This is a genomic window from Vibrio aestuarianus, assembly GCF_028858425.1.
Taxonomy (GTDB): domain Bacteria; phylum Pseudomonadota; class Gammaproteobacteria; order Enterobacterales; family Vibrionaceae; genus Vibrio; species Vibrio aestuarianus.
The window spans coordinates 85920-101330 of record NZ_JAKNYQ010000001.1 but is presented as its reverse complement, the minus strand read 5'-3'; the positions used below and the strand labels follow the sequence as shown (position 1 = coordinate 101330).

The window sequence follows — 15411 nt, the reverse complement described above, 5'->3', positions numbered from 1 at the left end:
TCTAGACTAGGCTAGTATTTAGTGCTAGTTTATCGCACGTTAATTAGACATGTGTTCACTTCTTGGTCGATCCTGAGACCAAAATCCATCTTAACTAGAAAATAGATCCTATTTTGACTAAACAAGTATCCACCACAATGAATCTAACAGAATTGAAGAACAGACCAGTGTCTGATCTTGTGAAACTTGGTGAGAGCCTAGGCCTCGAAAACCTAGCGCGTCTAAGAAAACAAGACATTATCTTCTCCATCCTAAAAGCGCACGCAAAAAGTGGTGAAGACATATTTGGCGACGGGGTCTTGGAAATTCTTCAAGACGGTTTTGGTTTTCTTCGCAGTGCCGACAGCTCATACCTAGCTGGTCCTGACGATATCTACGTATCACCAAGCCAAATTCGTCGTTTCAACTTACGCACTGGTGACTCAGTAGCGGGTAAAATTCGTCCACCCAAAGAAGGTGAGCGTTACTTTGCTTTGCTGAAAGTTAACACGGTTAACCGTGATAAGCCTGATAACGCACGTAACAAAATCTTATTCGAGAACTTAACACCTCTTCACGCTAACGAGCGTATGATCATGGAGCGTGGTAATGGTTCGACAGAAGATATTACCGCACGTGTTCTTGATCTAGCTTCACCTATCGGTAAAGGCCAGCGTGGTTTGATTGTTGCTCCGCCAAAAGCGGGTAAAACCATGTTGCTACAGAACATCGCACAAAGTATTGCTAACAACCACCCAGAATGTGAGTTGATGGTACTGCTTATTGATGAACGCCCTGAAGAAGTTACTGAAATGCAACGTTTGGTAAAAGGTGAAGTGATTGCATCGACGTTTGATGAACCTGCTTCCCGCCACGTTCAAGTTGCTGAAATGGTAATTGAAAAAGCGAAGCGTCTGGTTGAGCATAAGAAAGACGTTGTTATCTTGCTTGACTCAATTACTCGCTTAGCTCGTGCTTACAACACCGTTGTTCCTTCATCTGGTAAGGTACTGACTGGTGGTGTCGACGCTAACGCATTGCATCGTCCTAAACGTTTCTTCGGTGCCGCTCGTAATGTCGAAGAGGGTGGTAGTTTAACCATTATCGCGACTGCGCTTGTGGATACAGGCTCTAAAATGGATGAAGTTATCTACGAAGAGTTCAAAGGTACAGGTAACATGGAACTGCACCTTAACCGTAAGATTGCAGAAAAACGTGTCTTCCCAGCGATTGATTTCAACCGCAGTGGTACTCGTCGTGAAGAGTTGTTAACTAAGACCGATGAACTGCAAAAAATGTGGATTCTACGTAAGATCGTTCATCCTATGGGTGAGTCGGATGCGATGGAATTCCTTATTGATAAGCTTGCAATGACGAAAACTAACGATGAGTTTTTTGATGCAATGCGTCGTCAATAACGACAGCTAAGTTATACTTTGCGAACGCCACCTACTTAGGTGGCGTTTTTATTTGCATTATCCTCAGTAACCTTTCACAATGGATGAAATGTTACAAGGAGGTTAACATGCAACAAGGAATGTTGTCGTCACTTATCCTTTCGGCTGTTTTGTTGCAGGCGACGCCCACAGCGTTGGCAATTGAAATGCCGTCAGCTAATGCCCAACAATGGCTACAAGAAGAATCAATTCGCAATAAAACCGCGGAATTACTGCAGTATGCGATGCTTGATGAAGTTGATTCTCTGAATTTTGCGTTACAGCGATTAGCATTACCGCAGCAAGAAGCTGTGCGTTTTCTTTTGTTGCAGAAAATAGAGCAGTTGAATCTCACTTTAACGCCGAAAATGCTTATCTTTGTCGAATCTCAACAAGCAATAGTACCGACTTATCAAGTAGTGGAAAAAGAAGAGGGGTATGAATTTTCAACGCCTGCTTTTAATTCTCCCTCTATAGCAAACCGCCTAATTAAAAAGCAGCAGCAAGAGCAAACCATTCTCGATTTTTTGATCAAGGTAGAGCAGAAAGATTTGATATTAAAAACCTGGCTATCTGGTAGTGCCAATCAGGTGCGTATACGAGAAGCGTTATTGATCCGTGAATTAGACCGTTTATCAACGGAAGCGCTTTTGTATCTTGCCGCTCAATTGACCTCTGAATCGGTGACAAGTTGGTTGCCATCTTCCCAAGTGATGGTGCGTTTAGCTCAAGTTAGCGAAAATCCAGACATATATAAGTTGCTCTGGCTAATGCGGGCTGACTTCCATCTTGAACAAGAATTGGTTCGTCTAGCTAGTGTTGGTAACGAGTTTGCCATCAATCAGATAATACTAGCCAGTGAAAACCCAAGCTTAAAAATACAAGCGATTGATGAGTTAGTCCGAATAGAGCCGATGCCACCGTTAGTTCGTGAGTTTTTGATCGCAAAAATGTCAACCAATGATGATGTATCTCTTGTAGCTAGTGCATTGGTTGAACAAGGGCAGTCAAATTGGTTGAAAGAATTAGTATCTAGTAATCATCGAGTAAAAAGTCATAATATTTTGCAGGTGCTCTCGCAATAACCTCATTAAAATTGGGGATCGTCTCACGTTTGTTTTTGGTATACTGCATGCAGTTTAACCAGCCATGCAGTAGGCCTATGAGTTTTAAGGATTTACGTGAGTTCATTGACCACCTAGAAAAAATCGGTCAATTGAAGCGTATAACTCACCCCATCGACCCTCATTATGAAATGACGGAGATCAGCGATCGTATTTTACGTGCAGCTGGTCCTGCTTTGTTGTTTGAAAATCCTATCGGTTACGATTTTCCCGTACTGACCAACCTATTCGGTACGCCAGAGCGTGTGGCTATTGGTATGGGGCGTCAAGAGGTTCAAGAACTACGAGAAGTAGGTAAATTGTTGGCTTATCTCAAAGAGCCGGAGCCACCGAAAGGTTTTAAGGATGCGATTGATAAGCTACCAGTTTTTAAACAGGTGCTTAATATGCCGACTAAACGTTTGCGTAAAGCATTTTGCCAAGAAGTAATTTGGCAGGGTGAGCAAGTTGATCTAGATAAAATTCCAGTGATGAGTTGTTGGGCTGACGATGTTGCACCGCTCCTTACTTGGGGTTTAACTGTGACTAAAGGGCCTAATAAGAAGAGACAAAATCTCGGGATTTATCGTCAGCAGAAGCTAGGTAAAAATAAAATTATCATGCGCTGGCTTGCTCACCGAGGTGGTGCTCTGGATCTAAGAGATTGGATGGAAACTCACCCTGGGGAAAATTTCCCAGTTTCTGTGGCCTTTGGTGCAGATCCTGCAACCATTTTAGGCGCGGTAACCCCCGTTCCCGATACACTTTCTGAATACGCTTTTGCAGGCTTGCTCCGTGGTAGCAAAACCGAAGTCGTTAAATCAATTAGCAATGATCTAGACGTGCCTGCCAGTGCTGAAATTGTGCTGGAAGGCTACATCGATCCAAACGAATTTGCTGATGAAGGACCTTATGGTGACCACACTGGTTACTATAATGAAGTAGAAAAACATCATGTATTTACCATCACTCATATTACGATGCGTAAAAATCCAATCTATCACAGTACTTACACGGGGCGTCCGCCGGATGAACCTGCTGTGTTAGGAGTGGCACTAAATGAGGTTTTCGTACCAATACTCCAAAAGCAATTCCCTGAAATTATTGACTTCTATTTACCCCCTGAAGGCTGTTCGTATCGAATGGCTGTAGTGACAATGAAGAAACAGTATCCTGGCCATGCGAAACGGGTCATGATGGGAGTATGGTCATTCCTACGTCAATTTATGTATACCAAATATGTGATTGTTTGCGATGAATCGGTGAATGCCCGAGATTGGAGCTCAGTAACGCAAGCGATGACAGAGCATATGGAGCCGGTCCGGGATACATTGTTCATTGAGCACACTCCGATTGATTCATTAGACTTTGCTTCTCCGGTTGTTGGTTTAGGTTCAAAGATGGGCTTCGATGCAACCATCAAATGGGATGTAGAATCGTTAAGTTCCGCTGAAGTATTGGAATTGGAAACAGCAAGTATTTGCTCTGAGCATATAGAGCAGTTAAAAACACTGTATCCAGAAGTTATTGATGTCTACCTGCCGCTAGCACCTCAAGATAATCGCTTTGTAACTATCACGATGAAGAAGCAAAGCGCAGGACAATCTATAACAGTATTACAAGGTGTTTGGTCATTCTTAGAGCGGTTCACTGATGCAAAATTTATTGTGCTGTGTGATGAAGATGTTAATGCCCGTGACTGGAATGATGTAATCTGGGCTATCACCACTCGCATGGATCCTGCGCGCGATACTATCCAGCTCAAAGCACAATCAGGTCGATGTTCTAAATTGGCTTTAGATGCAACTAATAAATTAGGTGATGAGGTTCAGAGGGAGTGGGGAACACCAATTAAAAAAGACGCGCAACTTGTCGGCAAAATTGATTCATTGTGGGATGAGTTAGGTATTTTATGACCTACAGCGTGATCTTGTTGCCTAAAGGCGATAGTTTCGATGTTCAAGATGGAGAAACAGTATTGGAAGCTGCACTCAATAATAACATCAGCTTTCCGAACCGCTGTCATATAGGCGCATGCGCTATGTGTATGTGCAAAAAATTAGAAGGTGAAGTGGAATACAACCTTGAACCAATGTTGACGGATAGTGAGCAACAACAAGGCTGGATATTCCCTTGCCTAGCTTTTGCAAAAAGTAATTTAGTACTTACTTTCGCTGAGTAAGTAAGAGGAAGAACATGACCATTCAATGTAAAGTGCAGTCTATTGAACCATTAGCTTGTAATACGTATAAAATAATCCTTAACCCCGAAACAGCTTTGGCCTTCAAAGCTGGACAGTATTTGATGGTTGAAATGGGTGAAAAAGATAAACGTCCATTTTCAATTGCAAGTAGTCCTTGCCGTCATAATGGTGAGTTGGAATTGCATATTGGTGCAGCAGAGCACAATGCTTATGCATTTGAAGTTGTAGAAATGATGAAAACGGTTTTGAATGGCAATGGAACGGTAAGTATCGATGCTCCACACGGTGAAGCATGGCTCAAAGAAAGTGAGCGACCTCTGCTGTTGATTGCAGGGGGAACTGGCTTTAGCTATGTGCGTTCAATCCTCGATCAATGTATAAATCGAAATAAAACAACACCTATCTATTTATACTGGGGAGCCAAAGATAGCTGCCAGTTGTATGCGCAAGATGAACTAAAGGATATTGCACAGCAATTTGATAACATACATTTTGTGCCTGTTGTTGAAAACGCAGATGAAGTTTGGAATGGGAAAGTTGGTAATGTACTTCAGGCAATTAATGAAGACTTTGAGTCTCTAGAAGACTATGATATTTATATCGCAGGTCGTTTTGAAATGGCAGGCTCGGCAAGAGAACAGTTTACTCAGCATAAACAAGCCAAAAGTGATCGAATGTTCTCTGATGCATATGCTTTTATATAAATATTGCTATTCAATCATAACTAAGAGAAGGCTAAAAACCTTCTTTTGTGCACTTTCGACGTATATTTAATCAAACAACCTGTTTTTATCAGTTTTTATTAAAAACCGCTTGCACTCATCTTCGCTATCCCTATAATGCCGCCTCACTGACACGGCACAGCCAGTAAGGGTTCAAGCCCCACTAGCCAGTCAATCAGTAGGTCAAATCGGTAAGACGAAATAATTTAAAAAAGTGTTTGACACAAAAAATTATCTCGCTAGAATGGCCGCCTCTTCCAAGGAAGCCACGGCAACCAAACGAAGAACGCTCTTTAACAATATAAACCTATCAATCTGTGTGGGCACTCGTTGATGATAATCGAAAAAGATTTATCAATGAACTGAGTGACCAATCAGAATCAAGTTTACTTGATTTTGGCACAGTCAATTCATTGTTGTTCTGTTGGAACAGCAATAGCTTTAAAATTACTTTTTACTTTCGAGTAAGAGCAGTTTTGAAGTCAGTATTCATTGAGCCGGTCTTAGGACCAACAAAACTTTAATTGAAGAGTTTGATCATGGCTCAGATTGAACGCTGGCGGCAGGCCTAACACATGCAAGTCGAGCGGTAACATTTCAAAAGCTTGCTTTTGAAGATGACGAGCGGCGGACGGGTGAGTAATGCCTAGGAAATTGCCCTGATGTGGGGGATAACCATTGGAAACGATGGCTAATACCGCATGATGCCTACGGGCCAAAGAGGGGGACCTTCGGGCCTCTCGCGTCAGGATATGCCTAGGTGGGATTAGCTAGTTGGTGAGGTAATGGCTCACCAAGGCGACGATCCCTAGCTGGTCTGAGAGGATGATCAGCCACACTGGAACTGAGACACGGTCCAGACTCCTACGGGAGGCAGCAGTGGGGAATATTGCACAATGGGCGCAAGCCTGATGCAGCCATGCCGCGTGTATGAAGAAGGCCTTCGGGTTGTAAAGTACTTTCAGTCGTGAGGAAGGGGTGTTGTTAATAGCAGCATCATTTGACGTTAGCGACAGAAGAAGCACCGGCTAACTCCGTGCCAGCAGCCGCGGTAATACGGAGGGTGCGAGCGTTAATCGGAATTACTGGGCGTAAAGCGCATGCAGGTGGTTCGTTAAGTCAGATGTGAAAGCCCGGGGCTCAACCTCGGAACTGCATTTGAAACTGGCGGACTAGAGTACTGTAGAGGGGGGTAGAATTTCAGGTGTAGCGGTGAAATGCGTAGAGATCTGAAGGAATACCGGTGGCGAAGGCGGCCCCCTGGACAGATACTGACACTCAGATGCGAAAGCGTGGGGAGCAAACAGGATTAGATACCCTGGTAGTCCACGCCGTAAACGATGTCTACTTGGAGGTTGTGGCCTTGAGCCGTGGCTTTCGGAGCTAACGCGTTAAGTAGACCGCCTGGGGAGTACGGTCGCAAGATTAAAACTCAAATGAATTGACGGGGGCCCGCACAAGCGGTGGAGCATGTGGTTTAATTCGATGCAACGCGAAGAACCTTACCTACTCTTGACATCCAGAGAATCCAGCGGAGACGCAGGAGTGCCTTCGGGAGCTCTGAGACAGGTGCTGCATGGCTGTCGTCAGCTCGTGTTGTGAAATGTTGGGTTAAGTCCCGCAACGAGCGCAACCCTTATCCTTGTTTGCCAGCGAGTAATGTCGGGAACTCCAGGGAGACTGCCGGTGATAAACCGGAGGAAGGTGGGGACGACGTCAAGTCATCATGGCCCTTACGAGTAGGGCTACACACGTGCTACAATGGCGCATACAGAGGGCAGCCAACTTGCGAAAGTGAGCGAATCCCAAAAAGTGCGTCGTAGTCCGGATTGGAGTCTGCAACTCGACTCCATGAAGTCGGAATCGCTAGTAATCGTGGATCAGAATGCCACGGTGAATACGTTCCCGGGCCTTGTACACACCGCCCGTCACACCATGGGAGTGGGCTGCAAAAGAAGTGGGTAGTTTAACCTTTCGGGGAGGACGCTCACCACTTTGTGGTTCATGACTGGGGTGAAGTCGTAACAAGGTAGCGCTAGGGGAACCTGGCGCTGGATCACCTCCTTATACGATGATTACACTGATGAGTGTCCACACAGATTGATGGTTTATACAGTTTTAGAGACGATGCTGGGTCTGTAGCTCAGGTGGTTAGAGCGTTCGCCTGATAAGCGAGAGGTCGGTGGTTCAAGTCCACTCAGACCCACCAATTCTTCTTAATCGAAGATTGGCACACAGTATCACACACCTGATGGGGCTATAGCTCAGCTGGGAGAGCGCCTGCCTTGCACGCAGGAGGTCTGCGGTTCGATCCCGCATAGCTCCACCATCTTTAAGCACATTTGCTTAAGTGTTCTTAAAAATGGTTTTCATCAGAAAATCTTGCTCTTTAACAATTTGGAAAGCTGACTGATAACAACGTGATTTGTTGTTATCAAATAAAAGTTCTCAATATCAATACGTTTACGTGTTGATACCAAACACATTCAAGTGTTCTTGGGAAAGCTTACTGCGGTAAGTTTTCAAAATTGAGTCCGGCAAAATCGAAATGTCTCTCGCTCATTCAATAAAGAGAGACACTAAACCTTGGTGACTTGTCATCAACACGAAACTTCTTCGGGTTGTATGGTTAAGTGACTAAGCGTACACGGTGGATGCCTTGGCAGTCAGAGGCGATGAAGGACGTATTAACTTGCGATAAGCGTAGATTAGGCAGTAAAAGCCACTTGAGTCTACGATTTCCGAATGGGGAAACCCACTAGCATAAGCTAGTATCGCTGCGTGAATACATAGCGCAGCGAGGCGAACTCGGGGAACTGAAACATCTAAGTACCCGAAGGAAAAGAAATCAACTGAGATTCCGAAAGTAGCGGCGAGCGAAATTGGACTAGCCCTTAAGCTTTAAATGATGCAGGTGAACACGCTGGAAAGCGTGGCAATAAAGGGTGATAGCCCCGTAACCGACACGTCATTCTAAGTGAAAACGAGTAAGGCGGGACACGTGATATCCTGTTTGAATATGGGGGGACCATCCTCCAAGGCTAAATACTACTGACTGACCGATAGTGAACCAGTACCGTGAGGGAAAGGCGAAAAGAACCCCTGTGAGGGGAGTGAAATAGAACCTGAAACCGTGTACGTACAAGCAGTAGGAGCAGGCTTTGTCCTGTGACTGCGTACCTTTTGTATAATGGGTCAGCGACTTATATTCAGTGGCAAGGTTAACCGTATAGGGGAGCCGTAGGGAAACCGAGTCTTAACTGGGCGCTTTAGTCTCTGGATATAGACCCGAAACCGAGTGATCTAGCCATGGGCAGGTTGAAGATTGAGTAACATCAATTGGAGGACCGAACCGACTAATGTTGAAAAATTAGCGGATGACTTGTGGCTAGGGGTGAAAGGCCAATCAAACTCGGAGATAGCTGGTTCTCCCCGAAAGCTATTTAGGTAGCGCCTCGGACGAATACTACTGGGGGTAGAGCACTGTTAAGGCTAGGGGGTCATCCCGACTTACCAACCCTTTGCAAACTCCGAATACCAGTAAGTACTATCCGGGAGACACACGGCGGGTGCTAACGTCCGTCGTGGAGAGGGAAACAACCCAGACCGCCAGCTAAGGTCCCAAATTACTACTAAGTGGGAAACGATGTGGGAAGGCTCAGACAGCCAGGATGTTGGCTTAGAAGCAGCCATCATTTAAAGAAAGCGTAATAGCTCACTGGTCGAGTCGGCCTGCGCGGAAGATGTAACGGGGCTAAGTAGTAAACCGAAGCTGCGGCTGCAATCGTAAGATTGTGGGGTAGGGGAGCGTTCTGTAAGCCGTTGAAGGTGTGTTGTAAAGCATGCTGGAGGTATCAGAAGTGCGAATGCTGACATGAGTAACGATAATGGGGGTGAAAAACCCCCACGCCGGAAGACCAAGGGTTCCTGTCCAACGTTAATCGGGGCAGGGTAAGTCGACCCCTAAGGCGAGGCTGAAAAGCGTAGTCGATGGGAAACGGGTTAATATTCCCGTACTGCTTATAATTGCGATGGGGGGACGGAGAAGGCTAGGTGGGCCTGGCGACGGTTGTCCAGGTTCAAGTGCGTAGGCTAAGAGACTAGGTAAATCCGGTTTCTTGTTAGGCTGAGACACGACGTCGAGCACCTACGGGTGTGAAGTCATTGATGCCATGCTTCCAGGAAAAGCCTCTAAGCTTCAGATTATAAGCAATCGTACCCCAAACCGACACAGGTGGTCGGGTAGAGAATACCAAGGCGCTTGAGAGAACTCGGGTGAAGGAACTAGGCAAAATGGTACCGTAACTTCGGGAGAAGGTACGCTCTTGGCGGTGAAGTCCCTAGCGGATGGAGCTACTGAGAGTCGCAGATACCAGGTGGCTGCAACTGTTTATTAAAAACACAGCACTGTGCAAAATCGTAAGATGACGTATACGGTGTGACGCCTGCCCGGTGCCGGAAGGTTAATTGATGGGGTTAGACTTAGGTCGAAGCTCTTGATCGAAGCCCCGGTAAACGGCGGCCGTAACTATAACGGTCCTAAGGTAGCGAAATTCCTTGTCGGGTAAGTTCCGACCTGCACGAATGGCGTAATGATGGCCACGCTGTCTCCACCCGAGACTCAGTGAAATTGAAATCGCTGTGAAGATGCAGTGTACCCGCGGCTAGACGGAAAGACCCCGTGAACCTTTACTACAGCTTGGCACTGAACATTGAACCTACATGTGTAGGATAGGTGGGAGACTTAGAAGCGCAGTCGCTAGATTGCGTGGAGTCGTCCTTGAAATACCACCCTTGTAGTTTTGATGTTCTAACGTTGGCCCCTAATCGGGGTTGCGGACAGTGCCTGGTGGGTAGTTTGACTGGGGCGGTCTCCTCCCAAAGAGTAACGGAGGAGCACGAAGGTGGGCTAAACACGGTTGGACATCGTGTGGTTAGTGCAATGGCATAAGCCCGCTTAACTGCGAGAATGACAATTCGAGCAGGTACGAAAGTAGGTCATAGTGATCCGGTGGTTCTGAATGGAAGGGCCATCGCTCAACGGATAAAAGGTACTCCGGGGATAACAGGCTGATACCGCCCAAGAGTTCATATCGACGGCGGTGTTTGGCACCTCGATGTCGGCTCATCACATCCTGGGGCTGAAGTCGGTCCCAAGGGTATGGCTGTTCGCCATTTAAAGTGGTACGCGAGCTGGGTTTAGAACGTCGTGAGACAGTTCGGTCCCTATCTGCCGTGGGCGTTGGAAGATTGAAGGGGGCTGCTCCTAGTACGAGAGGACCGGAGTGGACGAACCTCTGGTGTTCGGGTTGTTACGCCAGTAGCATTGCCCGGTAGCTAAGTTCGGAATCGATAACCGCTGAAAGCATCTAAGCGGGAAGCGAGCCCTGAGATGAGTCTTCCCTGGCACTTTAAGTGTCCTAAAGGGTTGTTCGAGACTAGAACGTTGATAGGTTGGGTGTGTAAGCGCTGCGAGGCGTTGAGCTAACCAATACTAATTGCCCGTGAGGCTTAACCATACAACACCGAAGGGGTTTTGTGGGCTCAATAGAAGAACATTGAATGTGAAGAACGAAGACAGCTTTCCGAATTAAAGAATTTGCTTGGCGACCATAGCGTTGCGGACCCACCTGACTCCATGCCGAACTCAGAAGTGAAACGCAATAGCGCCGATGGTAGTGTGGGGCTTCCCCATGTGAGAGTAGGACATCGCCAGGCTTTGAATATTGTCTAACCAGACACGCAGCGGAGCGGTAGTTCAGTTGGTTAGAATACCGGCCTGTCACGCCGGGGGTCGCGGGTTCGAGTCCCGTCCGCTCCGCCACTTTATTAGAAACCCCAGCAGCAATGCTGGGGTTTTTTGCGTTTAGGGCATTAAACTATACTCGTTACCTCTTTTCCTACTAGCCTCTCTTCTCTTCCCATGTCTTATTGCTACAGCGACAGATGTGCACAGCACTAAAAAATGAGTATAAAAAAGCCGATACATAATGTGATCGGCTTTTGCTATCGAGAGTTGGGTATTATAGAATTTGCTTAAGTACTTTATCTGCTTTAACTCTGGTGACTTTTCGTAATAGCTTTTGCACCGAATTAGGGTAATCCTCAATTTTTTCTAATTGCTTGTAAGTACAGACTAATTGAGTGTGCTTAAGGATATTTTCGATTTCACGATCAAATTTTTCAGTAAGATGATGGTAGTGATCTTGGATAAGAATCGCATTTTCTAGATCTAACTTCCAAGCCCTTGGATTTAAGTTATTGCCTGTAATTAGCATATAGCGTTTATCTACCCATATCCCTTTTAGGTGAAAGCTATTTTCATCATGCTTCCAAAGATGAATAGAAAGGTTTCGGCTAGCGATATTGGCTTCATTGGCTTTGGCAAAACGACGCAGATTTATTTCGTATAAATAAGGCAATCCACCAATAGTTTTAAAATCTTGCTCAGGAGAGATATAGAAGTCGTTGGCTGTTTTATCACCGACCACGATATGAACTTTTACTCCTCTTTTTAATGCTCTTTTGACTTCCTTAGCAACACTTTTGGGGAAATTAAAATATGGAGTACAGATAAAAACTTCATCTTTGGCTTGAGCTATCAATTGATTAATATGGTGATTGAGCTTATTTCTACGTTTGCCAATGCCAACCAATGGCGTTAAAGCAACTTGCTCTGCGCTTATCGTTTGTGTTTCAAATTCATAGTTTGCTAAAGCCAAAGTTGCGCGAAATTGACGGATGTCGGCTTTAATATCTTTTGTTTTTGGTTTTGATGTACAGGCTAAGTCATTGACAGCTGGATGGCTGATCATTGTTTGGTGAATGAATTTCACCATTGAGTCTGCCAGTGTTTCATTATCGATAGTATGGTAACGGTCGAATCGATAGCGCTCTTGCTGATGCAGATAAACGTTATTGAGACTAGCCCCACTGTAAATTACTTGATCGTCAATGATGAAACCTTTGAGGTGTAAAACACCAAAAACCTCTCTACCTCTGACGGGGATGCCGTAAACGGGAATTGCATGCTCATGCTTTTGGGCCAACTCTTTGTACATTGAAGCATTCCCTTCAGATGCATCAGCGCCAATGAGGCCACGCTGAGCTCTGTGCCAATCAACGCAAATTACAATGTCTAAGCCTGGGTTTCTTTGCTTGGCTTGATAAAGTTCGTTGAAAACTTCTCTGCCCGCTTCGTCATCTTCTAAATAAAGAGCCACAAGATAAATCCGCTTACTTGCCTGACGGATCGACTCAATCAAGTGATTCTTAAATTCTTTGGCGGAAAATAAAACCTCAAATTGATCTGGCGATTGTGCAATAGTTGGCAGGTGTTCGAATGGATTTCTATGAGCAATCATATTGGATGATATACCTTACTTATTTGCAAAATTGCGAACTCTAGATAGTATCAAATTAGAGTGATGAATTGCTAGAGAAGCTGATTATTCTCACTAGCTTTTCCCATGTATCGCATAGGAATGAGATCTTTGCCACTACGTAAATAGCGCTCTAGAAGCTGCATGAGGCTTTGTGGTATTTCATTTGGCGCTAAAGTCCTAAAACCGTGCGCACAATAAAAACTTTCTAGATGGCTATAGGCAAAACAATAGTCTTGTGAGGTCAGAATGTGAGATTCACAATAGCCGAGCAACTGTGAGCCAACTCCTTGCCCTCTATGCACTGGAACAACAAGCATGCCAGTTAATAATCGATATTGTTCAATGCTTCTAAATCTAACCACAGTGCATATCGCGCCGTTGATAGTCCCCACAATACACAGCTCATCTTTCTTTGCTTTTGCTGAAGGATAGTGATCTTTATAGATCCGCTTGATCAAGGGGAGTTTGATTGGGGGAAGGACTTCAAAGTGTAGTTCAGTCATTTCTTTCTGCTTCATATAACTATCTGTTGTAGAATGAAGCGAGTTTAATTTATTCATAGAATGCCATGCAATTACATCCCAACGCTAATCTCAAAGACCACCATACTTTTGCTATTGAGCAGTCATGCCACTTCCTAGTTGAAATTGAATCAGTACAAGATTTGATTGAAGTTTATCAGAGCCCGCAATGGCACAATTTACCCAAACTTATACTCGGTAAGGGAAGTAATGTACTATTCACTAGTGAGTTTCAAGGTGTGGTATTAAGCAACCAAATTAAAGGGTTGCAGCATACACAGGATGAAAATTATCACTATTTACATATCTCTGGTGGGGAAGATTGGCCTTCACTTGTTGAGTGGACGGTGGAACAAAATATCGCAGGTCTTGAAAATTTAGCCTTGATACCCGGTTGTGCGGGCTCTGCCCCGATCCAAAATATCGGAGCTTATGGCGTAGAGTTTCAAGATGTTTGTCATTACGTTGATTATCTATGTTTAGAGTCATTTACCGTTAGACGTTTAACAGCCCAAGAGTGCTTGTTTGGTTATCGAGACTCTATTTTCAAACATCAGCTATATGGCAAAGCTATTGTGGTTGCGATTGGATTAATACTTCAGAAAAATTGGCAACCCACTCTGAATTATGGACCGTTACAGGATCTTAATGCCGAATCTTGCACATTGTTGGATATATATCAGTGTATATGTGCAACGCGCCAAGCTAAATTACCTGATCCCCGAATACTTGGTAATGCTGGCAGCTTTTTTAAGAATCCTATTATTAGTCTAAGTCTATGGGAAGTATTATTACAGCGTTATCCTGATATAGTTTCTTACCCGGTTAATGGCGGTAGAAAAATTGCTGCGGGTTGGTTGATTGATCAGTGTGGGCTAAAAGGTGTTCGTGTTGGAGGGGCTCAAGTGCATCCAAAACAAGCTCTTGTTATTGTCAACAGTGGTGATGCAACCGCGGAAGATGTTATTCAACTTGCTTCGAAAATTTGTAAGACGGTTTACAGTAAATATTCTATCTATTTAGAGCATGAAGTCCGATTTTTAGACAACAAGAAAGAAACAACGCTACAGCAAATTATGGAGAAGCAAGATTGAAAGATCATAGCGTTAAATTATCTTTGTTAAAACATTTAGCCAAGGGTGATTTCTGCTCAGGAGAGTCCTTAGGGGCTGGACTTGGCATCTCTCGTGCTGCTATTAGCAAGCACATGCAGGGCATCCAAGAATGGGGTATTGATGTTTTTCGTGTGCAGGGGAAGGGGTATCAACTTGCTCAACCTCTGAGCTTACTTAACGAAGACGTCGTTCAAGAAGCGGTCGATAACCCTGTCAAACTCTTTCCTATCATTGATTCGACTAACCAGTACTTACTCGAAAAAATTGATAGTTTGCCATCGGGGAGCGTGTGCTTAGCCGAGTATCAAGCTAATGGTCGTGGCCGTCGTGGTCGCCAATGGATCTCTCCTTTTGGTAGTAATCTTTATATTTCAATGTATTGGAGATTAGAGGCTGGAATGGCTGCAGCCATGGGACTTAGTTTGGTGGTTGGGGTTGCCATTGTTGAGGCTTTAGAACGCCTAGGGTTTGACGGAGTTAAGCTGAAATGGCCAAATGATCTCTATTTTCAAGATAGAAAGCTTGCTGGAATTTTGGTTGAATTGACTGGTCAGGCTGGAGCAGCAGCGCATTTAGTTATTGGCATGGGGATGAACATTTTTATGTCGGAAAATGAATCATCAATTGATCAACCTTGGGCTAGCCTGTCACAAGTCACTGATCGTGCCAATATTGATCGGAACCAGCTCACAATTGCGTTTATCCAATCTCTGGACCACGCTCTACGTGATTATGAAATGAACGGTATGAAAGATTTTGTGCCGCGCTGGAATCGCCTTGATAATTTCATCGGTCGTAAAGTTAAGTTGATCATCGGTCCGCGAGAAATCTATGGAACAGTGCATGGAATTAGTGAGCACGGTGCAGTTTTACTTCAAACTGAAAATGGCTTACAAAGCTATATTGGTGGTGAGATCTCATTACGTAAGGCTGAATAGATGTATCTG

8 protein-coding genes, 3 tRNA genes, 3 rRNA genes and 2 pseudogenes are annotated in these 15411 nt (G+C 44.8%); 14 read left to right on the top strand and 2 right to left on the bottom strand.

Annotated features, from left to right (window positions below):
• Window positions 1-137 precede the first annotated feature (137 nt).
• The 12 genes and pseudogenes from rho to MCT08_RS00500 all read left to right on the top strand — a co-directional run bounded on the left by rho (window position 138) and on the right by MCT08_RS00500 (window position 11267).
• A complete protein-coding gene (rho, locus tag MCT08_RS00550) occupies window positions 138-1397 on the top strand; it encodes a transcription termination factor Rho (protein WP_053312212.1) in 1260 nt (419 codons plus the stop codon).
• Window positions 1398-1504: 107 nt separating this feature from the next.
• Entirely contained in the window at window positions 1505-2500 is a 996-nt protein-coding gene (locus tag MCT08_RS00545; protein ID WP_274677695.1) for a hypothetical protein, read from the top strand.
• Window positions 2501-2577: 77 nt separating this feature from the next.
• Window positions 2578-3955, top strand: a pseudogene (ubiD, locus tag MCT08_RS00540) (4-hydroxy-3-polyprenylbenzoate decarboxylase); the annotation flags it as partial.
• A gap of 83 nt (window positions 3956-4038) precedes the next feature.
• Window positions 4039-4434: pseudogene (locus tag MCT08_RS18630) on the top strand (4-hydroxy-3-polyprenylbenzoate decarboxylase); the annotation flags it as partial.
• Window positions 4431-4700, top strand: coding sequence for a 2Fe-2S iron-sulfur cluster-binding protein (locus MCT08_RS00535; protein ID WP_274676936.1), 270 nt, complete (start codon window positions 4431-4433; stop codon window positions 4698-4700). The pseudogene MCT08_RS18630 and the gene MCT08_RS00535, both read left to right, overlap by 4 nt.
• Window positions 4701-4714: 14 nt before the next feature.
• Window positions 4715-5425, top strand: coding sequence for an NAD(P)H-flavin reductase (gene fre, locus MCT08_RS00530; protein WP_274677694.1), 711 nt, complete (start codon window positions 4715-4717; stop codon window positions 5423-5425).
• Between the two features lie 539 nt (window positions 5426-5964).
• Window positions 5965-7510, top strand: a 16S ribosomal RNA gene (locus MCT08_RS00525).
• A 65-nt stretch (window positions 7511-7575) separates the two neighbouring features.
• Window positions 7576-7652: transfer RNA gene (locus tag MCT08_RS00520), tRNA-Ile, on the top strand.
• A 44-nt stretch (window positions 7653-7696) separates the two neighbouring features.
• Window positions 7697-7772, top strand: a tRNA-Ala gene (locus MCT08_RS00515).
• A 298-nt stretch (window positions 7773-8070) separates the two neighbouring features.
• A 23S ribosomal RNA gene (locus MCT08_RS00510) occupies window positions 8071-10962 on the top strand.
• Window positions 10963-11045: 83 nt separating this feature from the next.
• Window positions 11046-11161 (top strand): 5S ribosomal RNA (rrf, locus tag MCT08_RS00505).
• The 16S, 23S and 5S rRNA genes sit together here with 3 tRNA genes alongside, the layout of an rRNA operon.
• Before the next feature lie 29 nt (window positions 11162-11190).
• Window positions 11191-11267: transfer RNA gene (locus tag MCT08_RS00500), tRNA-Asp, on the top strand.
• A 199-nt stretch (window positions 11268-11466) separates the two neighbouring features.
• Here MCT08_RS00500 and pssA read toward each other — a convergent pair.
• Window positions 11467-12807: a CDP-diacylglycerol--serine O-phosphatidyltransferase gene (gene pssA / locus MCT08_RS00495; protein ID WP_171980933.1), complete on the bottom strand. Its 1341-nt coding sequence runs from the start codon at window positions 12805-12807 to the stop codon at window positions 11467-11469.
• A gap of 71 nt (window positions 12808-12878) precedes the next feature.
• Entirely contained in the window at window positions 12879-13388 is a 510-nt protein-coding gene (locus MCT08_RS00490; protein ID WP_080996316.1) for a GNAT family N-acetyltransferase, read from the bottom strand.
• Between the two features lie 8 nt (window positions 13389-13396).
• On the opposite strand from MCT08_RS00490, the gene murB reads away from it, so the two are divergent.
• On the top strand, window positions 13397-14443 hold the full coding sequence (gene murB, locus MCT08_RS00485; protein WP_274677693.1) for a UDP-N-acetylmuramate dehydrogenase: 1047 nt from the start codon (window positions 13397-13399) through the stop codon (window positions 14441-14443).
• Complete coding sequence (birA, locus tag MCT08_RS00480) at window positions 14440-15402, top strand: bifunctional biotin--[acetyl-CoA-carboxylase] ligase/biotin operon repressor BirA (protein ID WP_274677692.1); 963 nt, start codon at window positions 14440-14442, stop codon at window positions 15400-15402. The genes murB and birA overlap by 4 nt, the downstream gene beginning before the upstream one ends.
• Window positions 15403-15411 lie beyond the last annotated feature (9 nt).

Bases quoted from the DNA above. Each gene is read 5' to 3' on its own strand.
- rho (WP_053312212.1), top strand. From the start codon at position 138: ATGAATCTAACAGAATTGAAGAACAGACCAGTGTCTGATCTTGTGAAA.
- MCT08_RS00545 (WP_274677695.1), top strand. From the start codon at position 1,505: ATGCAACAAGGAATGTTGTCGTCACTTATCCTTTCGGCTGTTTTGTTG.
- MCT08_RS00535 (WP_274676936.1), top strand. From the start codon at position 4,431: ATGACCTACAGCGTGATCTTGTTGCCTAAAGGCGATAGTTTCGATGTT.
- fre (WP_274677694.1), top strand. From the start codon at position 4,715: ATGACCATTCAATGTAAAGTGCAGTCTATTGAACCATTAGCTTGTAAT.
- pssA (WP_171980933.1), bottom strand. From the start codon at position 12,807: ATGATTGCTCATAGAAATCCATTCGAACACCTGCCAACTATTGCACAA.
- MCT08_RS00490 (WP_080996316.1), bottom strand. From the start codon at position 13,388: ATGAATAAATTAAACTCGCTTCATTCTACAACAGATAGTTATATGAAG.
- murB (WP_274677693.1), top strand. From the start codon at position 13,397: ATGCAATTACATCCCAACGCTAATCTCAAAGACCACCATACTTTTGCT.